Annotated in this window: 15 protein-coding genes; 9 read left to right on the top strand and 6 right to left on the bottom strand. The window is 72.0% G+C overall.

Features of this window, described 5'->3' with window-relative positions; translation table 11 throughout:
• The coding region (locus tag BM041_RS21185; RefSeq protein ID WP_175533927.1) for a transposase at positions 1–320 on the top strand (320 nt) is incomplete at its 5' end.
• 136 nt (positions 321–456) lie between these two features.
• On the opposite strand, the gene BM041_RS21180 is transcribed toward BM041_RS21185, so the two are convergent.
• A complete protein-coding gene (locus tag BM041_RS21180; RefSeq protein WP_092961886.1) occupies positions 457–1,254 on the bottom strand; it encodes an SDR family NAD(P)-dependent oxidoreductase in 798 nt (265 codons plus the stop codon).
• Between the two features lie 323 nt (positions 1,255–1,577).
• Between BM041_RS21180 and BM041_RS31905 the strand changes: the two genes are divergently transcribed.
• The 8 genes from BM041_RS31905 to BM041_RS21140 all read left to right on the top strand — a co-directional run bounded on the left by BM041_RS31905 (position 1,578) and on the right by BM041_RS21140 (position 17,540).
• Positions 1,578–8,768, top strand: a complete 7,191-nt coding sequence (locus tag BM041_RS31905; protein WP_092961885.1) for a type I polyketide synthase — start codon at positions 1,578–1,580, stop codon at positions 8,766–8,768.
• Positions 8,765–10,012 (top strand): aminotransferase class I/II-fold pyridoxal phosphate-dependent enzyme, encoded by a 1,248-nt coding sequence (locus BM041_RS21170; protein WP_092961884.1) that lies wholly within the window; start codon positions 8,765–8,767, stop codon positions 10,010–10,012. The genes BM041_RS31905 and BM041_RS21170 overlap by 4 nt, the downstream gene beginning before the upstream one ends.
• A complete protein-coding gene (locus BM041_RS21165) occupies positions 10,009–10,671 on the top strand; it encodes a CDP-alcohol phosphatidyltransferase family protein (protein ID WP_092961883.1) in 663 nt (220 codons plus the stop codon). Before BM041_RS21170 ends, BM041_RS21165 begins: the two co-directional genes overlap by 4 nt.
• Entirely contained in the window at positions 10,668–11,900 is a 1,233-nt protein-coding gene (locus tag BM041_RS21160) for a glycosyltransferase family protein (protein WP_092961882.1), read from the top strand. Before BM041_RS21165 ends, BM041_RS21160 begins: the two co-directional genes overlap by 4 nt.
• Positions 11,901–12,030: 130 nt before the next feature.
• Positions 12,031–13,875 (top strand): sulfotransferase family 2 domain-containing protein, encoded by a 1,845-nt coding sequence (locus BM041_RS21155; protein WP_092961881.1) that lies wholly within the window; start codon positions 12,031–12,033, stop codon positions 13,873–13,875.
• A gap of 567 nt (positions 13,876–14,442) precedes the next feature.
• The gene (locus BM041_RS21150) at positions 14,443–15,798 is read left to right on the top strand and encodes a glycosyltransferase family protein (RefSeq protein WP_139226127.1); all 1,356 of its coding nucleotides are present in this window, start codon (positions 14,443–14,445) and stop codon (positions 15,796–15,798) included.
• Complete coding sequence (locus BM041_RS21145) at positions 15,791–16,894, top strand: GDP-mannose 4,6-dehydratase (RefSeq protein ID WP_092961879.1); 1,104 nt, start codon at positions 15,791–15,793, stop codon at positions 16,892–16,894. Before BM041_RS21150 ends, BM041_RS21145 begins: the two co-directional genes overlap by 8 nt.
• 7 nt (positions 16,895–16,901) lie before the next feature.
• Positions 16,902–17,540: a class I SAM-dependent methyltransferase gene (locus BM041_RS21140; protein ID WP_092961878.1), complete on the top strand. Its 639-nt coding sequence runs from the start codon at positions 16,902–16,904 to the stop codon at positions 17,538–17,540.
• Between the two features lie 9 nt (positions 17,541–17,549).
• On the opposite strand, the gene BM041_RS21135 is transcribed toward BM041_RS21140, so the two are convergent.
• The 5 genes from BM041_RS21135 to pcaG all read right to left on the bottom strand — a co-directional run bounded on the left by BM041_RS21135 (position 17,550) and on the right by pcaG (position 23,148).
• Complete coding sequence (locus BM041_RS21135) at positions 17,550–18,230, bottom strand: ABC transporter ATP-binding protein (protein WP_092961877.1); 681 nt, start codon at positions 18,228–18,230, stop codon at positions 17,550–17,552.
• The gene (locus BM041_RS21130) at positions 18,227–20,173 is read right to left on the bottom strand and encodes a tetratricopeptide repeat protein (RefSeq protein WP_175534068.1); all 1,947 of its coding nucleotides are present in this window, start codon (positions 20,171–20,173) and stop codon (positions 18,227–18,229) included. The genes BM041_RS21135 and BM041_RS21130 overlap by 4 nt, the downstream gene beginning before the upstream one ends.
• Positions 20,163–21,404, bottom strand: a complete 1,242-nt coding sequence (locus tag BM041_RS30725) for a hypothetical protein (protein WP_175534067.1) — start codon at positions 21,402–21,404, stop codon at positions 20,163–20,165. The genes BM041_RS21130 and BM041_RS30725 overlap by 11 nt, the downstream gene beginning before the upstream one ends.
• A gap of 90 nt (positions 21,405–21,494) precedes the next feature.
• Entirely contained in the window at positions 21,495–22,481 is a 987-nt protein-coding gene (locus BM041_RS21125) for a tripartite tricarboxylate transporter substrate-binding protein (RefSeq protein WP_092961875.1), read from the bottom strand.
• A gap of 70 nt (positions 22,482–22,551) precedes the next feature.
• On the bottom strand, positions 22,552–23,148 hold the full coding sequence (pcaG, locus tag BM041_RS21120; protein WP_092961874.1) for a protocatechuate 3,4-dioxygenase subunit alpha: 597 nt from the start codon (positions 23,146–23,148) through the stop codon (positions 22,552–22,554).
• Positions 23,149–23,158 lie beyond the last annotated feature (10 nt).

Raw genomic sequence — 23,158 nt, 5'->3', positions numbered from 1 at the left:
ACCTCGAAGAAATCAGCCGTCATGTCGCTCCAGGCGCCCATGCCGTCATCACTCTCGATGGCGCGGGCTGGCACCAGACCGGCGGCAAGCTCCAGGTCCCGGAGAACATCAGCCTGCTACCATTGCCGCCCTACTCGCCCGAGTTGAACCCGGTCGAGAACGTCTGGCAGTTCCTGCGCCAGAACCAGCTCAGCAACCGGGTCTACGAAACCTACGACGCTATCGTCGATGCGTGCTGCGATGCCTGGAACGCCCTCATCAACGATCCAAGCCGCATCACCTCCATCGCCACCCGCGACTACGCACAGGTCAACCGTTGAGGGCGTTGGTATCACACATAAATTGCCCCCAGGCCAAAAGCCCGGGGGCTTTCTCGCGTCGAGGCGCCAGCAGCGGACAACAAGCAGGGCGGGACGATCGCGGCCAAGACTGAACCGGCCACTAGCCTGATCCGCCTTACCCCTGCCTTCCGTCCAGCCGCCGCGCCAGCCGCAACTGGCGCCAGCGGCCGATCCAGTCCGTCAGCACCGGCAGCGCCAGCATCACGCGCGGGCCCATGCCGGGCGCGACCTGCCGCTGGCCCGCTTCCGTCGCGGCCAGCAGGGCCCGCGCCACGTCCTCCGCCGACAGGACCGGGGCGCCCTTGAGATAGGCGCGCGCGACCGCCGTGCGGTGGGACAGCTCCGCACGCAGTTGCGGCGTTTCCGTATCTGGGGGAAAGGCGACGGTCACGCTGACGCCATGCGGCGCCATCTCCAGCCCCAGCGCATCGCCCAGCGCGCGGACCGCCGCCTTGGAGGGGGTGTAGGCGGAGAAGCCGTGGAAGGTGCCGAGTGCCGCGGCCGATGAAACCAGCAGCAGCCGCCCGCTCCCGGCCTCTGCCATGGCGGGCAGGCAGGCGCGGGCCAGGTTCAGGCTGCCGAGGTAGTTGGTCGCCATCGCCTCCTCATGATCCGCCGGCGGCAGATCGAGGAAGCGGCCGGGCTTGGCGATGCCGGCGCAGGCGATGGCAAGGTCCGGTGCGCCGTGCCGCCCGATGGCCTCGGCACAGATGGCGTGCAGCGAGGCAGCGATCCTGACGTCGCATGGTGCGGCCTGGTAGCGATGGCCGAGCGGGCCGAGGCTCTCCCGCGCCGCAAGAAGCGTCGCCTCATCGCGCGCGACGGCCAGCACATCCATGCCGCGCCCCAGCAGCATGCGTGCCATCGCCAGCCCGATGCCGCTCGAGCCCCCAGTGATGATCGCAAGGCCCATGGCGGGATCATCGGCCACAGGGGGGGGCGCAGTAAACACCCTGGGGTTATCTTGGTGGTGGTCTAGATCGCCTTCTACGTTCTTTCCTCTTCCGGCTGGCGATGGCCGGGGGATATAGAAGTGGGATGCTGACGACCATCCGGCCGGGTCCGGCGCTCCGCCACCTCATCCATTCTGACGCGCAATCGGCGCGAGCCCCCGGGGCAACCAGGTGCTTCGCCGGGGTCTGCGAGGGCCGCGTGGCGGTGACTCCTGATCGGCATCAAGGGTTGTCCTCACGTGCCGGGTGACGGTCGCAGCGGGGTCTTGCCTGGGATGCCCGGGTGATCTGCGCGCCCGAGCAGGGGCTCGATGTCCGGGGTCTCGCCGTCCGCCTGCCCGGGGCGCCGACCCTGGATGCCTTCTGGTCGCTGTTGCGCGACGGGCGGTGCAGCGTTGCCGATTCGGTGCCGGCGGGGCGGTGGCGGCCTGAGCGATTCCTGAGCCCCGACCGGGCGGCGCGCGGCACGGCCTATACCTTCGCGGGCGGCTACCTCGACGACATCTTCGCCTTCGATGCCGCCGCCTTCGGCTTCTCCCCGCGGGAGGCTGCGCAGACGGACCCGCAGCAGCGCGTGTTGCTGGAGGTGGTGTGGGAGGCGCTGGAGGATGCCGGAATCGCCCCGTCGAGCCTGGCGCGGCGGCAGGTCGGCGTCTTCGTGGGGGCCTCGGCCACGGACTACGCCAATGTGCCGCTGCTCGACCTCGGCGCGATCGGCGCGCATTTCATGGTGGGGAACAGCCTCTCGATCCTGGCCAACCGGGTCTCCTACGTCTTCGACCTCCGCGGGCCGAGCATGACGCTCGATACGGCCTGCTCCTCCTCCCTCGTCGCGCTGCACCAGGCGGCGGTGGCGCTGGAGCGGGGGGAGGTCGAACTGGCGATCGTGGCGGGGGTGAACATCCTGTCCTCCCCGGCGCCCTTCGTCGGGTTCTCCCGGGCCGGCATGCTGTCGCCCACCGGGCGCTGCCGTCCCTTCGCGGCGGCGGCCGATGGCTATGTGCGGGCGGAGGGGGCGGTGGCCCTGGTGCTGGGGCGGGCCGGCGCGGCCGGCCCCCTGCCGGCGCGGGCCAGGCTCCGCGCGGTTGGCGTGAATTCGGATGGGCGGAAGAACGGCATCGCCTTTCCCTCCGCGGAGGGGCAGCGCGCCCTGCTGGCGGCGACCTATGCCCAGGCGGCGATCAGCCCGCGATCGCTCTCCTTCGTCGAGGCGCATGGCACGGGCACCGCGGTCGGCGATCCCGTGGAGGCGCGGGCGATCGGGGAGGCGTTGGGCCAGCAGCGGGATCAGCGGCTGCCCGTCGGGTCGGTGAAGTCGAATATCGGGCATCTGGAGGCCGTGTCGGGCCTGGCGGGCCTCGCCAAGGCCGTGCTGGCGCTGGGCCATCGCCACCTGCCCGCGACGCTGCACCTGGACGCCACCAACCCGGCCATCGATGTGGCGGCGCTGAACCTGGCCCCCGCGAGCCAGGCGCTCGACCTGCCGGTGGAGGGGACGCTGCTGGCCGGCGTGTGCAACTACGGCTTCGGCGGCACCAACGCCCATGCGATCCTGGAGGGGCCTGGCCCGGCCGATGCGGCCTCGGCAGCGGGGGAGGCGCCGGACCTCCTCATCGTCTCCGCGCCGACGCGGGAGGGTTTGTCCCGCCTGGCGGCGGCCTATGCGGCGGCTGTGGATCGCCGCGGTGTCGCGGCGGTGGCCGGCGCGGCGGCCGCCAGCCGGGACCTGCTGCGCCATCGCCTCGTGATCGACCTGGCGGAGGTCCAGGACCCCGCCGCGGCGCTGCGGGGCACGGCGCCCGGGGCACGGATGGCGGAGGCGCTGGTCCCGCGCGCGCGGATCGGCTTCGTCTTCACCGGCAATGGCTGCCAATACGCAGGCATGGCGCTGGAGGCGCTGGAACGCTCCGCCCCCTTCCGCGAAAGCGTCGAGGCGACGGCGGCGCTGATCCGGGAGGCCGGCGGCGTCTGCCCGCTGGAGACGCTGAACGCCGGGGATGCGGAGGAGCGGCTGGCGGCCACGACCGCGGCGCAGACCGCGCTCTACGCCATCCAGATGGGGCTGGTGGATGCGCTGGCGGCCCAGGGCCTGCGCCCCGCGCTGGTGCTGGGCCATTCGGTGGGGGAGGTCGCGGCAGCGGCGGCGGCGGGCATCCTCGGCCGTGCCCAGGCCGCGCACCTCATCGTCGCGCGCAGTGCCTGCCAGGAAGCGATCCGCGGCCTGGGGCGGATGGCGGTGCTGGGTTGCGACGCCGCCCGCGCGCGCGCCCTGGCCGAGGCGCTGGCGCGGGAGGAGGGGGCATCCCCCGCCGCGCGGGTCGAGGTCGCGGCGGAGAATGGCCCGGCCTCCACCACCATCTCCGGCCCCGCCGCGGCGATCCGCGCCGTCATGGCCGCGGCGCGGCGGGAGGCCATTCCCTCCGTCCTGCTCGACATCGACTACCCCTTCCACCACGCGCTGCTGGAGCCGGAGCGGGAGACGATCCTGCAGGCCCTGGCCAGGCTGGCCCCCGTGGCGGGCCGGGTGCCGATGATCTCCGCCGTCACGGGCGATGTCGCCTCGGGCGCCATGCTCGACGCGGCGTATTGGTGGGACAATATCCGGTCGCCGGTGCTCTTCGCCCCGGCCATGGCGGCGGCGCTGGACCACGCCGACCTGTTCATCGAGATCGGGCCCCGGCCGCTGCTCGGCAGTGCCATGGGCGATGTCGCGCGGCGGGCTGGCCGGGCGGTGGGCATCATGGGCAGCCTGGCGATGTCCCCGCCCGTGGCCGCCGATCCGGTCCGCGCCATCGTGGCGGAGGCGGTGGCAAGGGGCGCGACGCCGCGCTTCTGGGGCACCGGGCGCGGCAGCCGCATCCTGCCGCCCATGGCCTGGAATCGCGGCCATTTCGTCATCGACCGGACGCCGGAGGCCTACAGCCTCTATGAGGGCGAGCCCGGCACCGCGGGCTGCCATCCCCTGGCCGGGACGCGGATGGCGCCGGGCGGGACGGAATGGCGCCATGCGCTGAGCCTGGAGACCGTGCCCTTCCTGGCGGGCCACCGGGTGGATGGCCAGGTGGTGCTGCCCGCGACCGGCTTCATCGAGATGATGGCGGCGGTGGCCGAACAGGTGCTCGGCACGGCGCGGCTGCGGCTGAACGACCTCGACATCCTGCGCGCCCTGGTGCTGGAGCCGGGGGTGACGCGGGAGGTCAGCGTCACCTTCGACGCGGCGGAGCAGATGATCGCCGTGCGGTCCCGGCCGCGATCGGACCATGGGGATCCCTTCGTCCTGCATGCCCGCGCGGCCGTGCAGATCCTGGCCGGGGAGGTTCCCGCCGTGGCGGTCCCGGCGGCGGAGGGCGCGGGCCTGGGGGCGGAGGCGGTCTATGCCGCGGCGGCGCGTGCCCGGCTGGACTACAGCGGGGCGTTCAGGGCCGTCACCGCGCTGCACCGCTGCCCCGGCGGCTTCGTGGCGGCGCTGGACGGGCCGGCGCCGGACCTCGGCGCCTTCCCGCCGGTGATGGTGACCGACCCCGCCGCCTTCGACGCGGCGCTGCATGGCCTGTTCCTCGACCTGCTGCCGGCGCCGAATGTGACGGCGGGGGAGTTGCCGGTGCGCGTCGGGCGGCTTTCGCTGTTCGGGCCGCGGACGCCGATCGCGCGGTCGGTCGTGCGTGTGATCCGCCGCACCCGCAATACGCGGGTGGTGGATGTGGATTTCCTGGCCGCCGATGACGGGCTCGTGGCGCGGGTGGAGGGCGGTGTCATGCGGCGCGTCGTCTTCGCCGCCTGGCGCGACGAGGACCGGATCATCCTGCCCTTCGATCATGACGAGCCCGCCCGCCAGGCGTCGCTGCGGGATCATGGGGCGCTGCCGGCGGTGGTGGCGGGGCCGGTGTCGGGGCCGGCGGATTGGGCCGTGGCGGTCGCCACATTCCTGGTGCGGGGCATCGCCGGGTCGGGACCCATCCCGATGGAGGAGCCGCCAGTGCCCGAGGCGGCGCGGCCCCTGTGGCACGCGATGCTGGAGATGCTGCGGGAGCGGGGTGCGCTGTCCGCGGATGGCGGGCTGCGGGAGGCGCCGGCGCCGGAGGCGGCGCTGCGCGACCTGCTGCGGCGGAGCCCGGAGGCGGTGGCAGATCTGCGGGCGGCGTCCAGCGCCATGGATCGCCTGGGCGTATTCCTCGACAGCGGCGTGGCGGCGGTGCCGGAAGCCGGGGATGGCTGGCTGGCCCGGTCCCGGCTGGTGGCGCCGACCATGGAGGCGGTGGCGGCGGCGATCCTCGACCGGGCGGCGCCGGGCGCGCCGCTGCGGGTGGCGCTGCTGGAACCGGGGCTGGAAGGGCTGCTGCCCCGCCTGCTGCCGGCGCTGCGCGAAGGGCGCCTGGCGCTGGAGGTGCTGACCGCGACGCCGCGCCGGGCGGAGGCGGTGCTGGCGCGCGCGGGCGCGCGCGGCCTGGTCGGCGTGCGGGATGCGGCGGAGACGCCGGCCGCGCCCCCGGACCTCGCGGCCTGCGTCGTCGTGCTGCCGCTGGACGCGACGCCATCCCTGCCACTGCGGCAATTGCAGGCGCTGCGCGGTGCGGTGCCGATCATCCTCGGCGTGCCGCCGCATGACCCGGTGATCGACCTGCTGCATGGGGCGGAGGAGGGGTGGTGGAGCCTGACCGCCGATCCGCGCGCCCCGGTCGGGCAATGGCCCCTGCCGGCGGAGACGCGGGAGGCGGCCCTGGCCGCCGGCCTCGGCCCGCTGCTTGACGAGACGCTGGATGACGGCGGCGCCGGGCTGATGCTCTTCGCCGCCAGGACCGTCCCGGAGCCGATGCCGGCGGCGGCGCTGCCGGCGCTGCATGTGCGACCGGGCGCCATGGCCCGTGCGCGGGCGTTGCTGCCGGGCTGCGAACTGGTCCCCCTCACCGGCGGGCTGCCCGGCGTGGCGCCCGGCGCCGTGGTGCTGGACCTGGAAGCCGGCCCCGTGGCGGGGGAGAGGGCGGCGCTGCGGGACCGCATCCTGCGGCTGCGCGACCTGGCGCAGGGCCTCGGCGGCCATCGGCTGCGGGTGCTGTGCGAGGGCGATGGTGCGCTGTCGGACGCGACCGTGGCGGTGGTGCGCAGCCTGGCCAATGAATACCAGGACGTCGATATCGGCGTGCTCCGGATGGCGGATGGCGCGGCGCCGGGCGGGATCGCGGCGGCGCTGGGCGACCACCTGGCATCGCCGGAGCGGGACATCCGGCTGGGCGCCGGCGGCGCCACGGTCGCGCGGCTGCGCCGGGGGCGGCCGGCCAGCCGCGCGCCGGGCCCGGGGGAGAGGACCGTGCTGGCGCAGGCGGGGGCGGGGATCGACGGCCTCGGCTGGGTCATCGCGCCGCGCGAGGCGCCGGGGGCCGGGGAGGTCGAGGTCGCGGTCGCGGCCACCGGCTTGAACTTCCGCGACGTGATGCTGGCCCTCGGGCTGCTGGATGAGGAGATCCTGGGGGAGGGGCTGACGGGCGGGAGCCTCGGCTTCGAATTCTCCGGCCAGGTGCTGCGCGCGGGCCCCGGCGTGCCGGACCATCTGCAACCCGGCACGGCGGTGGTCGGCTTCGCGGAGAATGCCTTCGCCTCCCACCTGGTGGTGCGGGCGGCGCAGCTTCTGCCGGTGCCGCGGGCGCTGTCCATCGAGGCCGCCGCGGCCCTGCCGGTGGCGGCAACCACGGCCTGGCATGCGCTGGTGGACCGCGCGGGGCTGCGGGCGGGGGAGACGGTGCTGATCCATGGCGGGGCCGGCGCGGTGGGGCTGGCGGCACTCGGCATCGCGCGGGCGCGGGGTGCCCGGGTGATCGCCGCCGCGGGCACGCCGGAAAAGCGCGCCTTGCTGCTGCGGCTCGGCGCCGATGCCGTCGTCGATTCGCGGGCCGCGGATTTCGAGGATCGGGTCCGCGCCGTGACGGATGGCGTCGATGTGGTGCTGAATTCCGTGGCCGGGGAGGCGATGCGCGCGACGCTGCGCCTGGTGCGGCCCTTCGGCCGCTTCGTCGAACTCGGGAAGCGGGACTTCCTGGAGAATACGCGGATCGGCCTGCGGCCCTTCGCCCGCAACATCGCCTTCATCGGCGTCGACCTGGACCAGCTTCTGGCCCATGCGCCGGCCACGGCGCTGGAAGCGGCGGCCGCCGCCCTGGGCGCGGTGCAGCAGGGCACCCATCCGCCGCTGCCGGTGCTGGTGCTGGATGGTGCGGCGGCCGGGGATGCGTTCCGGCTGATGCAGGCCTCCGGCCATGTCGGCAAGATCGTGGTCCGGCCGGCCTCCCAGGGCGTGGCGCGCCCGCCAGGGACCTTCGAGGCCGCGCCGGGGCTGCATGTGGTGCTGGGCGGCACGGGCGGCTTCGGGCTCGCCATCGCGTTCTGGCTGGCGGAGCGCGGCGCGAAGGCGATCCTCGTCGCGTCGCGGCGCGGCGCGGTGGACGCGGCGGCGATGCCGCGGATCGAGGCGCTGCGCGCGCAGGGGCTGCGCTTCGAGGTGGCGGCGATGGATGTCACGGATGCCGCCGCCCTGGCCGACGCCATGGCGCGCTGGCGAAAGGCGTATGGGCGCATCGCGGGCATCGTGCATACCGCGATGGTGCTGGAGGATGGGCTGCTGTCGGGCGTGGCGGCGGAGACGCTGGACCGCGTGCTGGCGCCGAAGGTCGATGGCATCCGCGCCGTCGGCGCCGCGCTGGCGGGGGATGCGCTGCAATACCTGGTGGCCTGTTCGTCGGTGACGACGATGGTCGGCAGCCCCGGGCAGGGCGCCTATGTCGCCGCCAACGGCTTCCTCGAAGGCGCGGTGCGGGAGATGCGGGGCCGCGGCCTGCCCGCGATCGCGGTCTGCTGGGGCGCGATCGCCGATAGCGGCGTCATCGCGCGGACGCGCGGCCTGGCGGAACGGCTGCGCGCCGCGACGGGCGTGGCGGGGATCACGACGGCGGAGGCGCTGGACCATCTCGGCCGGCTGCTCGGCAACCCGGCCGCCGCGCCGGCGGTCAGCGCCTATACGGTGGCGCATTGGGCGCCGGGGGCGCGGGGGCTGGCCACGCTGCGCTCGCCGATCTTCTCCGAACTCTTCGCCGCGGGGGCGCAGGAGGAGGCGGCCGGCGGCGCGCTGCTGGACCTGGCGCGCCTGCCGCGGGAGGAAGCGGCGGAGCGGTTGCTGGATGCGGTGCGGGAGGAAGTCGGGCGCATCCTGCGGATGCCGGTGGAGGAGGTGGATGCGGATCGCAACCTCATCGACCTCGGCCTCGATTCGCTGATGGCCCTGGAGCTGCGCATGGCGCTGGAGAAGCGGACCGGCGCGGCGATGACGGGCCTCGCCGCGCTCGGCGGCGGGCAATCCGCCCGGCAGCTGGTGCACCGGCTGCTGCCATCCCTGCTGGGCGCGGAGGCCGAGGGAGATGCCGGGGCACCCGCGCGGCCGGCGGCGGGCGGCGCCGCGGAGCCCGTGGCGGGGGCGGTGCGCGCATGAACCGCCCGGTTCGCCAGCGCGCCCTGCCGGCGGCGGCGCCGGCGCGGGAGGATCCCTTTCTGCAACACCCGCTCTACGCCGAGATCGAGGAGGAACGGTACTGGGGCGGCGTGCTCGGCGTGCGGGACCCCTATTACCGGGAGCGGGAGGCGCTGGCGGGCGGCCAGGCGCGGCTCGATGGCCGGGCAATGCGGAACTTCGCGAGCTACGACTACCTCGGCCTGAACCGGCATCCGGCGGTGCTGGAGGCGGCGCGGGAAGCCGGGGCGCGCTGGGGCATCTCCGCCGGCGGCAGCCGCATGACCTCCGGCGAAAGGGCGGTGCATGGGGCGCTGGAGCGGGAGCTGGCGGATTTCACGGGGACCGAGGCCGCGGCGGTCTTCGTCAGCGGCCATGCCACGGCGATCTCCGTCATCCTGACCCTGATGGGGCCGCGCGACCTGGTGCTGCATGACGCGCTGGCCCACAACTGCCTGGTGCTGGGGGCGGAATCCTGCCGCGCGGCGCGGCTGGCGTTCCGGCACAACGACCTCGACCACCTGGAGGAGGTGCTGCGGCGGTCCCGGCACCTGCATGACAAGGTGCTGATCGTGTCGGAGGGGCTGTTCTCCATGTCCGGCGACGGGCCGGACCTGCGCGCTCTGCTGCGGATCAAGCAGCGCCACGATGCCTGGCTGATGATGGATGAAGCCCATGCGCTGGGCGTGCTGGGCCCGACCGGGCGGGGCATCGCCGAACATGCCGGGGTGGACCCGCGCGATGTCGAAGTCTGGTTCGGCACGCTGTCGAAATCGCTGGTCGGCTGCGGCGGCTATGTCTGCGGGTCCCGCGCGCTGGTGGACATCATGCGGGCGCGGGCGCCGGGGCTGGTGTTCAGCGTGGGCATGCCACCGCCCGTCGCCGCCGCATCGCTGGCCGCGCTGCGCCTGCTGCGGCAGGAGCCGGAGCGCGTGGCGCGGCTGCGCGCCAACAGCCGCGCGCTGGTGGAGGGCGTGCGGGCGATCGGCCTCGATGCCGGGACCGCCTGGGGGGAGGGGATCGTCCCGGTGATCCTGGGGGAGGTGCCGGCCACGCTGCATGCGGCGCAGGCGCTGGAGGAGGCGGGCATCTGCACCTTCCCCGTGCTGCCGCCGGGCGTGCCGGAGGGGACGGCCCGGCTGCGCTTCTTCGCCTCCGCCGCGCATGGGCCCGGGGATATCGAGGCCGCGCTGGCGGCGCTGGCCGGGCTGGCGGCGGAAGCGTGACTCCGCTGCGGCGCAATGGCGGGCTGCTGGCGGCGCCGGAGGCCCGCGCGCTGGATGCGCTGCTGCCGCGACTGCCGGGATGGGTGACGCCCGACATGCTCTCCGCCCTCGGGCTGGGGGGCGCGGTGCTGGCGGCGCTGGGCTTCGGCATGGCCGCGTCGGGGCCGGGATGGTGCCTGCTGGCGGTGGCCGGGATCGGCATCAACTGGTTCGGCGATTCGCTGGACGGGCGGCTGGCGCGGCATCGGGGGGAGGCGCGGCCGAGGCGGGGCTACATCCTCGACAACGGGATCGACATGCTGGGCTACCTGGCGCTGGCGATCGGCTTCGCGGCTTCGGGGCTGTTGTGGCCGGCGCTGCCCTTCATCGCGGTCGCGCTGCATTTCATGCTGGTGAACCTGGCGGCGGCCCGGCTGGCGGTGACGAATGTGCTGGACCTCTCGGCCGGGCCGGTCGGCACCACGGAATTGCGGGTGATCTTCGCGGGATGCGCGGGGATGCTGGCGCTGGCGCCGGCGGCGGGTCCCGTGCTGATGGGGTGGACGGTGCTGGATCTGGGCTGCTGGACCTGGGTCGCGGCCATGGCCTGGGGCTACGTCAGCGGCCTGGTGGCGGATCTGCGGGACGCCGCCGCCCGCGATGCCGGATCGCGGCGATGAGGGGGGACGGGGCACCGCGGCTTCGCCTCGCCATCGTCAGCACCTATGACGAGCTGTGCGGGATCGCGAGCTATACGCGGGCGCTGGTGCCGCTGCTGGAAGCCTCGATGGAGGTGGAGGTCTTCGACCTCGACCAGGGGCTGCTGCTCAACACGCAGGGCCGGATCAGCGCGCTGGGGGACCGGCATGTCGAGGAGATCGCCGCGCGACTGCGTGACTTCGATGCGGTGAACATCCAGCTGGAATTCGGCACGCTCGGCCTGGCGCCGCCGCAGATCCTGCGCCGGCTGGGATGGCTGCTGGAGGCGGCGCGGGCGCTCACCCTCACGCTGCACCGGGTGCCGGAGCCGGAAGGGCTGCCCTGGGGGGCGATCCTGGCCGGTGGCGTGCGGGGGGGCTTCGACCGCTTCGTCGCCGCGGTGCATGAGGCGCGGCTGGCGCGCGGGCTGCACCGGCTGATGCGGCAGGCGGAGCGGACGCGCCCCTTCGGCATCATCGTGCATGGCGCGCGGGAAGCGCGGCTGCTGCGGGACCTGCATGGCTACCGGACCGTCGAGCACCATCCGCTGGCCTTCCTGCCGGCGGAGGCCGCGCGCGCGCTGCGCCAATCGGCGACGCGGGCCGATTTCCCGCAGATCGCGGCCCTGCCGCCGGATGCCGTGCTGGTCGGCATCTTCGGCTTCCTGTCACCCTACAAGGGCATCGAGACGGCGATCGAGGCACTGCGGCTGCTGCCGGAGACGCATCACCTCCTCCTCTTCGGCAATGTGCATGCCCAGCGCTACCGGCCGCACCAGGCGATCGACCCCTATCTGAAGCGCCTGGTGGAGGCCTGCGGCGGCGGGATGTTCAAGCGCGTCCACTTCATGGGCAGCCCCGGTGACGCGGCATTCGCGCGGGCGATGGCGGTCTGCGACGTGGTGGCGATGCCCTATCTGGAGGTCGGCCAGACCAGCAGCGGTGCGATCGCCATCGCGCTGGAACTGGGGTGCCGAGTCGTCGCATCCCGAACCCGCAATTTCCTGCAACTGGATCGCGCCATGCCGGGGCGGATGGCGCTGTTCGATGTCGGCAACCCCGTGGAACTGGCGCAGCGCATCCTGGCGCCGGGGCCGCGACCTGCTGATGGCGCCGGGCTTCCCTTCGACACCGCCACGAACACCGCGCTGTATTGCAGGCTGCATCAGCGGCTGGCCGATGAAGGATCGGCACAACTCCGTGTTGCGTGATCGTCCGGGATAATTGACCCAGGGGCGAATGGTGTCGATCATCGCAGCGGCGGCGACTGGCGCGGCCTGGCTTCCCCACCGCGGCTGATCGGCCGCACGCCAGACGCGGGCCCGGACTGGATGAGGCCGGATGAGTACCGAGTTCCGCGTGGATCACCCCGTTGCGCCGCTGGTTGGCCGCCGTGCAGCCGAGGCGCCGGCCCGGCCAATCCGGTTCCTGCATATCCGCAAGACCGCCGGCACGACCTTGCATTCCCTGCTGGACGACGTGATCGCCACGGGGCGATCGGCCCGCGCCAGCGAATTGCGGCATGGCGGGATCACGAGCCGCATCACGGATCATGACAGGGCCCGGTACCTCTACATCCACGGGCATGGCGCCATCGACTGGTTCGAGGAGCCGGACACCTTCCTCTTCGCCTTCTTCCGCGATCCGCTGGCGCGCTTCCTGTCCGAAAGGCGGCAATGGTCGCAGGCGAGCGACGAGGACCTGGCCGCCGCACCGCCCGAGCCGTCGCGGGCCATGGCGCTGTTCAGGACCCTCGACATCTGGGCGTTCCTCGACGCCATCGCCGATCACCCGATCGCCATGACGTCGATGTGGAACCATCAGACGCTGGCGATGGGGTTGTGGCCGGTGCTGACCGCGCGGCTCGGCCGCGAGCGCTGCGAGGACCTTGCCTTCGGTGAACCCTATACGCTGTTCGAGAAGGGACAGGATTTCCGGGCCTTCCTGGAGAGCGAGGCGGAGGCGATCCTCGACGTCGCCCTGGCCAAGCTTGAACGGCTTTCCTTCATCGGCCTGGCGGAGCGGATCGAGGAGGATGTCCCGGCGCTGTTCCGGCATCTCGGCCTGCCGCTCGCCAGCCGGTTGCCGGTGCTGAATGCCCGGACCGCCTTCGGGGATGAAAGGCAGGCTGGCGTGGCGGAAGCCATCGCGCCTTTCATCCGGCTGGATGAGATCCTGTTGCGGGAGGCCCGCCGCATGGCGGCGGCGCGGCCGGCGCTGCGACCTTCCGCGCGGGCCGACTACATGGGCCGCCGGGTCGGGCGCGGTGGGCGGGTTGAGGTCGATGCGGCAGCCGCCCCCGGCGGGCCGGGATGGCACCCGCACCACCTGCGCGAGGATGGCCGCCCCAGCCGCTGGTCGCGCGACCAGCCCTGCCTGTCCTTCCGCGGCGAAATGGGCGGCTATGTGCTGTCCATCGATGTCTTCGGCGCGGTGGAGGAATCCACGCTGCTGGGCGCGCGATTGCGCTGTGGCGACCGGGTGACCCATTTCGAGGCCGGCGTGACACCCGACGGCGTCTGGCGCCTGCGCGCGCCCTTCAGGCTGACGCAGGACGGGCTTTGCGACCTGGCGATCCTGCTGCCGACGGAGGGCGACCTCGGCATGGAGGTCGCCGGCTTCACCATCACGGCGGATGACTGGGCCGCGCCCCCGCCCTCCTGCGGGCATGGCGGCTTCTGCCGGGGAACGCCGGCGGAACTGCGCCGCCATGGCGAGGAACGGGTCCGCGGGTATGTCGCGGTCAAGCAGGCCATCGCCGCGCTGCGTGCGCAGCCTCTACCGGCCACGGAGATGGAAGCCGTGCTGGCCTTCGGGGGCATCGCGGAAGCCTTCTGCCGCCGCTTCGACCTGGCCTTCGCGCAGGGGTGGGAGAGGCCAGGCGGCTGCCTGGCGCCGGCCGATGTCTTTGCCGCCGTCATCGACCTTGCGGCCGCGGGAGCGGAGGCGGCGGGGTTGCCGGCGGAAGGCCGGGCGCGGCTGGCGGAGGAGGTGCGCGGGCATGCGGCCTATGCGCTGGCGCGCCTTGCGGATGTCGCGCCACCGCCCGGCTTCGGGCCGGTGGAGCGGCTGCCCGATGCGCCGGGCCGCGGTGATGCCCTGGCGGTGCGGATGATGGGGGAGGCGGTGCTGAACTTCGCCGCCATTCTCGACTGGCTCACCGATGAAGCGACGCGGCAGGGGTGAGGGACCGTTTGTGAATGCCGGCGGCTGAGTGTCCGCACGGCATTTCCGATCCCGGCCAGGGACCGGGCGCCGCCGATGCTGGCTGCATCGGCAAGCCCGGCGTCGCGCCGTGAGCGCGACGCGCGGGTAGCGCGCCTGGAAGGCGACGCAGGGGCGGAAAGAACTCGCGGAACCGACCCGCCAGGTTTTCTCGAACGGTCTCCGCAGCCGGCAGCATCATCATCCGTCGGATGACGATCGGATCACTAACGATCGGCGCGATACTTGACCAGCACCGAGCAGGCGCCCGTTCGCGACAGTCGATCCGGGTGCGAGCCCGTGGATCGGTCGTGGGGCGAGGCCGGGACCTTCTTGCCGAAAGGATGCCCGCAGGCGGCGATCAAACCGGGCCGAAGGATCGCATAGCGATAGTTACAATTGGATGGTTCTACCCCTGGTGCGATGTTGCGCCGTTCTGGTAGCGTGGGTTGAAGACCTTTGCGGGCCCCTGGTGCCGCATCGGCCCGAACCGGCTGGCGGTTTACCGGCCCGGGGCCGCGATTGGCCCGAGACGGGGGACTGATCCTGATGGGAAAAAGACTGGCGATCGTTTCAAGCTATAACGAGGAGTGCGGGGCAGCCTTCTACAGTTCCCGCCTGAAAGTCCATCTCGAAGCCGCGGGCCACCAGGTGGAGGTGAAGCGGCTGCCGGTCTCGCTGCTCCGGGTGCAGACGCCGCGCGTCATCCGCAACAAGGGTGACCAGGCGGTGGCTCAGATCGCCAGTGAACTCCGCGGCTATGATGCGGTGCTGCTGCAATTCGAACCCGGGCTGTATGGCAGCAGCCGGCGCACCTCCTATCGCCGCGTCGCGCAGCTCCTCAAGGCATCGCGCAACGTCGTCATGACCGTGCACGGCTTCGATCGTGCCTCCTCCGGCGCCGGCGTGCTCTCCGCGCTGGATGCGCTGATCGACCGCGACCTGCGGCGCGCCTACGCGCACCTGACCGTCGGCGGCCTGGTCGATGACATCGGCCGCTTCTGGAAGATGGTTGCCAATGCGCGGCATGTGAAGGTGATGACCTTCTGCCGTGGCGACGAGACGCTGCTGAAGCGCTTCTACGGGCTGGAACGGATCACCAACTACCCCATCACCTACTTCTCCCGCGAACAGGCGGAAGCCGTCCGTGCCTCCGTGGATCGCGACGCCTTCCTGGCCAGGGTGGGGCTCGATCCCCGGCACAAGCATTTCGCGGTGTACGGATTCCTGAATGCCTACAAGGGCCACATGACGGCCATGAAGGCGCTGGAATACCTGCCGGATGACTGGCACCTGTCCATCATCGGGGGGGAGCACCCGCAAGGCCTGTCGCCGGATCGCGACATCGGCCCCTATTTGCGCCAGCTGCTGGCCTTCGGGCTGACGCAGAACGGACCGGGCGCGGCCGACCAGGCGGTGATGGCGATGCCGGGGGAGGGGCAGGCCATGAAGCCTGTGTCCTATGAGAAGCAGCAGATCCGGACGGAGCTGTTCCGCTACTCCGAATTCCGCAACTTCCTGCCCAGCCGGGACCTGCGCGACCGCATCCATTTCCTCGGCCAGGTGAGCGACGAGGAGATGCCGCGCTTCTACCACGCGATGGACTACGCCGTTCATCCCTACATCAAGACCATGTCGGGGCAATCCGGATCCGGCCCCGCGACCATGGCGGTGGAATTCGGATCCGACGCGCTGTTCAGCAACGCGCCGGTGTTCCGGGAGATGGGGCAGTATTTCCCGGGTGCCATGAACTTCTTCAACATCGGCAATTTCGTCGAGCTGGCGGAGGCGCTGCAACGCTTCCCCAACTTCCGGGACGAACTGGCCGGGAATCGCGAAAAGGCCCTGCAGACCTACAATCCCCGCGGCATGGTTCAAACCTACATGGATCTGATCGATGCCTGACCGCGCGCAGTGGAACGTGCTGATCACCGGTGCCTGCGGCATGGTGGGTTCGCACATGTACGAGCGGCTGCAGGCCGAATGCGCATCGGTGACGGGCACCTACACCAAGCCCACCACGGACCTGCGGGAATTGCCGTCCGCGGAACGGCTGGTGGAGATGGATGTCCGCTACGGCCAGCATGTGGCGGAGGTGATCGAGCGGCTTCGCCCGAACGTCATCTTCCACCTGGCGGCGCAGAGCTATCCGACCGTGTCCTGGGAACGCCCGCAGGAGACGCTGGAGACCAATGTCGTCGGCACCGCCAATGTGTTCGAGGCGGTGCGCGCGCTGCGCCGCCGCAGCCCGGGCTACGATCCCGTCGTGGTGGTGGCGTCCTCCTCCGCCTCCTATGGCGCGAGCCTGCTGAACTCCAACGGGCCGATCACGGAGGATGCGGCGCTGCTGCCGCTGCATCCCTACGGCGTCAGCAAGGCGGCGACGGACCTGCTGGCCTTCCAGTACTGGAAATCCGACGGCATCCGCAGCATCCGCGCGCGCATCTTCAATTGCAGCGGCCCGCGCAAGAAGGGCGATGTGGTGTCCGACTTCGCGCGGCGCATCGCGGCGCTGCCGCCGGAAGGGGGCACGCTGCGCGTCGGCAACCTGCGCACGCGCCGCGCCTTCCTGCATGTGGCCGACCTGATCGAGGCGTTGATCGGCCTTGCCCAGAAGGGCGCGCCGGGGGAGGCCTACAACATCAGCGGGGAGGAGGTGGTCGAGGTCGGCGCGCTGCTGCCGATGTTCGAGGCCATCTCCGGCAAGCGCGCCACGCCCGACGTCGACACAAGCCTGCTGCGCCCGACGGATGAGCCGGTGATCGCCGGCGACAATACGCGGCTGCGCAACCGTACCGGCTGGACGCCGCTGCGGCGGGTGCGGGACATCGTGGACGATGTCTATGCCGATGCCGCCTGGCGCGTGGCCAGCGCCACCGCCGCCGCCGCCACACCCCTGCCGCCCGCCATCCGTCGTGCGGCCACACTGGGAGAACCCCGCCTTGGACTCGCAATCCGTTCCCTCGCCGGCCAGCACGCCGACAGACCTTCGGCCGGCTAGCACCGCCATGGACCCGTCATCCGACGCGCCGCCGCCCGCCACGCTGAAGAGCCTGCTGCCTGCGAGCATCTACAATCTCCGCACGGAAGCGAATCTCGGCGTGATCGAGCCCTGGTTCTTCAAGTCGCTCTCCGTCCCCGGCGACATCGTCGAGTTCGGCTGCTTTCGCGGTACCATGTCGCTGAAATTCGCCTGGGCGCTGCGGGAACTCGGCCTGGCGGACCGCAAGACGGTCCATGCCTTCGATACCTTCGAGGGCTTCCAGATCAACGATCCCGGTGGCGGAGCGCTGGGCATCGGCGCCTATTCGGACAACGAGAACGCCTTCGAACACCTGACGGCGTGGTCCCATGTGCTGCCGATCCGGCCCATCAAGGGCGATGCCACGCAGACCTGGCGGCAGCTCACGAAGCCGCTGTCCTTCGTGTGGCTCGACCTCGACATGGAGGTGCTGATGGCGCCGGTGTTCGAGGGGATCATGCCGCTGATCCAGCCCGACACGATCGTCGGCATCGACGATGTCGGCCGGCCGGAGACGCCGACGGTGAAGCCCTGGGTGGAGCCGCTGATCGAACAGGGGCGGCTGGTTCAGTTGGCGGAAGACCCCGGCGCCTTCATCCGCTTCTTCCGCGTCAACAAGGGATAGGGGCGCGGCCTACGGGTCCGGATGCGGGCCCGCTTCCAACAGCAGCGTCGCCTCGTAATGGTCGAAGGCATCGTCCAGCCGGTCGAAGACATCGAGGCGACCGCCATGCATCACCGCCGCGCAATCGCAATGCCGGCGGATGGTGTCCATGTTCTGCGACACCAGGATGAGCGAGGCGTCGTGCAGCCGCGCATCGAAGGCGGCGGCGCATTTGGCGCGGAAGGCGGCGTCGCCGACCTCGAAGGCCTCATCCACCAAATAGATGTCGAATTCGAAGGCGAAGCTGGACGCCATCGCCATGCGGGCGAACATGCCGGAGGAATAGGTGGCGACCGGCATGTCGAAATAGGGGCCGAGCTCGGTGAAATCCTCCACCCAGCCCGCGGTCTCGGCATGGTCCATGCCGTAGACGGTGCAGAGGAAATGCAGGTTCTGCCGGGCCGACAGCAGGGGATGGAAGGTGCCGGTGAAGCCGATGGGGAAGGAGACGGCGCCATCCATCACGATGCGGCCTGAATCCACCGGCTCGCTGCCCGCCAGCAGCTTCAGCATCGTGCTCTTGCCGGCGCCGTTGCGGCCGAGGATGCCAAGCCGCATGCGGCCTGGCAGGTCGAGCGAGACATCATCCAGGATCACCTGCCGCCCGCCGCGGCGGCGATAGGATTTGGTGACGCGGTCGAAGCGCATCATGGCCGCACATGGCGACGCAGCGCCACTTCCAGCATCAGGCCCAGCACGATGAGGCAGACCGCCCATTGCAGGACATAGAGGGGGGAGAGCCAGGGCGGTTCGTATTGCGGGAAGACACCGTGGCGGAACCATTCGATGAGGTGGAGGACGGGGTTGAGCGTCATCCAGTCCCGCACGCCTTCGGGCATATGCATCGGCAAATAGAAGACGCCGGAGATCATGTAGAGCAGGCGCTGGGCGCTGACCCAGAATTTCTGCACGCCGCGATTGATGCTGTTCAGCGCGGCGCCGAGCAGCGCCAGCCCCGTGCCGAGCGCGATGCCGCCGAGGAAGGCGGCCGCGACCGTCCACCAGTCATCCACCATCGCGTGGTCGCGCAGCAGCACCATGCCGCCCAGCACCACGAAGCAGGCCATGCCATCCACCAGGAGATGTGCCACCGCCACGCTGAGCACCAGGTCCACGCGGCGGATCTGCGGCACCTGCAACAGGCTCGCTTCCTCCCGGTAGGCGGTGAAGGCGTGCTGCGTGACATGGGCGAAGGCGAGGAAGACCAGCACGCCGGTGGCGTAGAAGAAGAACAGGTCCTTCCCGAGCGGCGGGCGCCCGTGATTGAAGTAGTACATGCCCGCCGCCAGCACGGCCATGTGCAGCATCGGCTCCAGCACGGCGGAAAGCAGGCCGAAGCGCGAGAACTGCGTCATGTGGTGGATGCGGTAGCCCACCAGCGCCTGCAAGGCCCGCATCTGGCCCGCCAGGCCGCGGCGCAGGATTTCGGCCTCCGACCGCGGCGGGCCCGCGCGGCCGGGGCGGCGCGGCAGGGGGCGGTCCGGCAGCGCGGCGCGCCGGGTGGTGACCTCGGGCTCCGCCTGCAGCAGCAGGGTGGCCCGGCGCTGGCGCAGCCTTTCGTCGCCCGGCAGGGTTTCGCGCGCCCGGTCGGCGAGGTCGAGCGCCAGTTGCCGCTGCCCGGAAGCGGCTTCCAGTTCCACCCGCAGCAGCCAGGCCTCGGCATGGGTGGGTGCGGCCTCCAGCAGGCGGTCGAGCAAAGCGCGCGCCTCCGCCACATCATGCAGGCGCATGGCGATGCCGGCGGCGTGGTAGAGATGGGCGGGATCGCCGCCGCTGAGGTCGATGGCCTTCTGCGCCGTTGCCAGGGCTTCGCGCAGGCGGCCGAGATGCAGCAGCACGGCGCTGCGGAGGTAGTGGAAATCCGCATCGTCCACGCCCGCCGCCGCGGCACGGTCGAGGACGGGGAGGGCCGCGGCCCAATCCTGCTCCGCTGCCAGGCCCCGGGCCAGGATCACGAGCAGCAAACTGTCGCCCGGCGCATGGGCCAGGCCTTCCAGCGCGGCTTCCGCCATCTCCCGCGCCTGGCCGAGGGACGAGGCAATCTGGGCGCGCAGGCGGCAGGCATCCGCATAGGCGGCGGGATCGTCCCGCGGCACGGCTTCGAGCACCGCCCGGGCCTCGAGCGGCTTGCGCAAATGCAGGAGGATGCGGGCGCGGGCCAGGCCGAGGGCGGCATCCCGGTGGCCGGCGGCCGGCAACTGGGCCAGCGCCGCCAGCGCGCCGGCGGGATCGCCGCGGCGGGCCAGCATTTCCGCCAGGCGCGTCCAGCCCTGCCAGTCCTGCGGCATGCGGCGCAGATGGCTGTGCATGGCCTCCGTCGCCGCTGCGTCGTCGCCGGCGTGGAGAAGGACGCCGACGAGCCGCCAGCGCTGCGCCGGCGTATCGCGATCGGGGAAGCCGTCGATCAGGGCCTGGAGCCAGGTGGCGGCAAGGGCATAGGCCTCGGCGCCGTGGGCGACCTCGATCGCGACCTCCAGGGCATGGGCGTCGAAATCGTCGCGGTGGTCGAGCCAGCGCCGGGCGATCGCGTCGAGCGGCGTGTCGAGCGTCGGCGGCCAGTCGGGCGCCGCCGCCGGGGGCGGGCTAGCTGGCATGCTCGCGGATGGAGCGCAGCGCGAAGGCCACCAGCAGCCACAGCACCACGCCGCCCGCGGCCACCTGCAGCAGGATGACCCAGCGGCGCGGCCATTCCGACGTCTCGGCCAGGCCGGGGGCCACGAAGGTGGTGAGGTAGACGAGCTGCCGGGCCGCTTCCGCCTGGGTGATGGAAAGCTGGGTCTGGGCGCGTTCCACGCGCTGGATCGCCAGGCGTTCCTCGACCTCCAGCGCGGTATAGCCGCTGAGGCGCGTGGCGATGGAGCGGTCCTGCGCGCCGCCATCCTCCCCGGGTCCCGTCAGCTCCCCGCGCACGCGGCGGACTTCCTGCTCCAGCCCCGCGACGCGGCGGCGCAGATTGTCCACATGGACGGCATTAGGATTGCCGCCGCTGGCGAGCTGCACCGCGAGCTGGCTGCGCAGATCGGCCAGCGATTCCCGCAGCCGGGTCTCCACCTGGCTGACCATCTGGGCGTTCAGGTTGGGGAACAGCATCTCATTCGCATTGCGGAATTCGGCCATCTGCAACCGCACGCGATTCAGGTCGGCCTCGGCCTCCGACACGTCGCGCTGGGCCTGGCGCAGCCAATCCTCCTGCGACCGCCGGCCGAGGCTGTTGACCAGCGCTTCCGCCTGGTCCCGCAGCGCGGTGGCGAGGCGCGCCGCATCCTCCGGCGTGAAGGCCCAGACGCGGACGGTGGTGACGCCCGTGGTGTTGTCGAGATAGGGCTGCACCATGCCGCGCCAGTAGCGCAGCCGCTGCTCGATCGGCAGGGCGGGATCGAGGCGGAACAGCCAGTCCTGCGCCGGCCGGCTCCACATCCCGACCACGTCCACGTCACCGCGGAGGTCGTCCAGCGCCTGCCGGCTGCGGAGATACTGGTTGATGATCTCGCTGTCCTGGAGCAGGGCGGCGAGCGGGTTCACGCCGGAGAGCGCCCCCATGACGGAGGGCTGTTCGGCGCGCGTCACCGCCTGGCGGCGCACCGTGAAGCGGAATTCGGAGACATACTGGTCGGCCGCGAGGACGTGCAGATAGCCCGCCGTCAGGCCCAGCGGCAGCAGGACGAACAGAATGAGGCCGATGATGAAGCCCTTGCGGGAACGCTGCCGCGGCGTCCAGCTGGGACGAAGGGCGGCGACGTCCTCGCGCAGCGCCAGCCCACCCTCGCCCCTGGTCGCCAGTGACCCATCGCCCGGTCGGCGCTCGTCACTGGCCGGTCGGATCAAGGGCGCCGATGACGATGTCATGCGCCCTAATTCTACCGGGGCGCGAGGCCCCGGGCAACAAGGAAGCGGCCCGGCGGGCGCCCTTCGCGGTCAGTCCGCGAACTGGCCGGCCGCCACGATCAGCGGACGAAGGCGCGCGATCTCGCTGGCCAGGAAGCGGGTGTGGTGGGCGGGGGTGGCTTCCTCATCCGTCGCGACGGTGGTCAGCGTCTCCGCGAAGCGCTGCCGCAGGCGTTCGTCGCGCAGGGCGGCGCGGGCGGCCTGGGCCAGGCGCTGCTGGATCTCCGGCGGCGTGCCCGCAACGGCGTAGAGGCCGTGCCAGGCGGACATGATGAGGTCCACGCCCTGTTCGCGCGCGGTCGGCACATCGAAGCCCGGGATGCGTTCGGGCAGCGTCACGGCATAGGCCTTGATCCGGCCGTCCCGCGCGAAGGGCGCCACGACGGTGGCCTGTTCGCAGGAGATGTCGAGCCGCCCGGCCATCATCTCCGTCATCGCCGGCGCGCTGCCGCGGAAGACGATGGTGGTCGCGCTGCGCCCCGCCGCGTGCTGCAGCAGCATGCCGCAGAGCTGGTTCGACCCGCCGAGGCCGGCATGGCCGAGGTTCAGCCTGTCCCCCTGTTCGCGCAGGACGGCCATGTAGCCGGGCAGGTCGCGCGCCGGGAAATCCGGGCGGGCGACGATGGCCATGCCGGTGTGGGACACCACGCCGAGGGGGGCGAAGCCGCGCTCGATGTTGAAGGGGAGTTGCCGGTACAGCGTCGCCGCGGCGGCCAGGCCGATATGGTGGATCATCAGCGTGTGGCCGTCCGGGCGGGACTGCGCCACGCGGGCGGCGGCGATGGTGCCGCCGGCGCCGGTCAGGTTCTCCGCCGCCACGGGCTGGCCGAGTTCGCGGGACATGCCCTCCGCCAGCAGGCGGCCGATCATGTCGGTCGGCCCGCCGGCGGCGAAGGGGATGGCAATGGTCAGCGGACGGTTCGGGAAGGATTGCCCCGTGGATTGGGCCAAGGCCTGGCTGCCGATGACGGGCACGGCGAGCACGCCGCCCAGCAGCGTGCGACGATTGATGCGCATGGTTTCCTCCCCGAGGCCGTGGCGCGGCCTTCTGTGATGGGGGAGTGTCTCCTGCGGGGCGGCGGCGGCGTCAATCCTCGAAAAACGGCGTTTCCTCATCCGGGCCGCCGCGCAGGCGGATGTCGAAGCGGAAGACGCGGATGCCGTCCTGCGTGCCGCCGGGCACCGCGACCAGCCTGGGGCGGAGCGGGGGCGGGACGAGGGCCATGACGGGATCGACGGCGTGCGCGGATTCGTGATCGGGGAAGAAGACCGTGGTCTGGGCGCGGCGCATCAGGCCGGCGCCCATGACGGCGATGTTGATGTGGGGCGCGCGGGGGCCGGCGGGGTCGGCATAGCCGCCGGGCATGACGGTGCGGAATTCGTAGCGGCCTTCCCCATCCGTCCAGGCGCGGCCCCAGCCGAGGAAATCCGGATCCGCCCTGTCCCGCCCCGGGTCCAGCGGATGGTCGAAATGGCCGGCGGCATCGGCCTGCCAGGCTTCCAGGATCATGTTCAGGCACGGCACCGCATCCTCCCGCCGCACCTGGCCGCGCAGGATGATGACCTCCCCCTTCGTGGTGGGCGCGGCGCCTTCCGCGGCGATGGTCAGGTCATTGTCGCCATCCCGGAACAGGGTGCGGGGGAAGAAGGGGCCGATGGTGTGTTCGGAGGAGGGGAGGGACATGGCGGGGTCG

It is taken from the genome of Falsiroseomonas stagni DSM 19981, from assembly GCF_900114315.1.
Lineage (GTDB): Bacteria > Pseudomonadota > Alphaproteobacteria > Acetobacterales > Acetobacteraceae > Falsiroseomonas > Falsiroseomonas stagni.
This window is presented reverse-complemented; position numbering and strand designations above follow the sequence as displayed.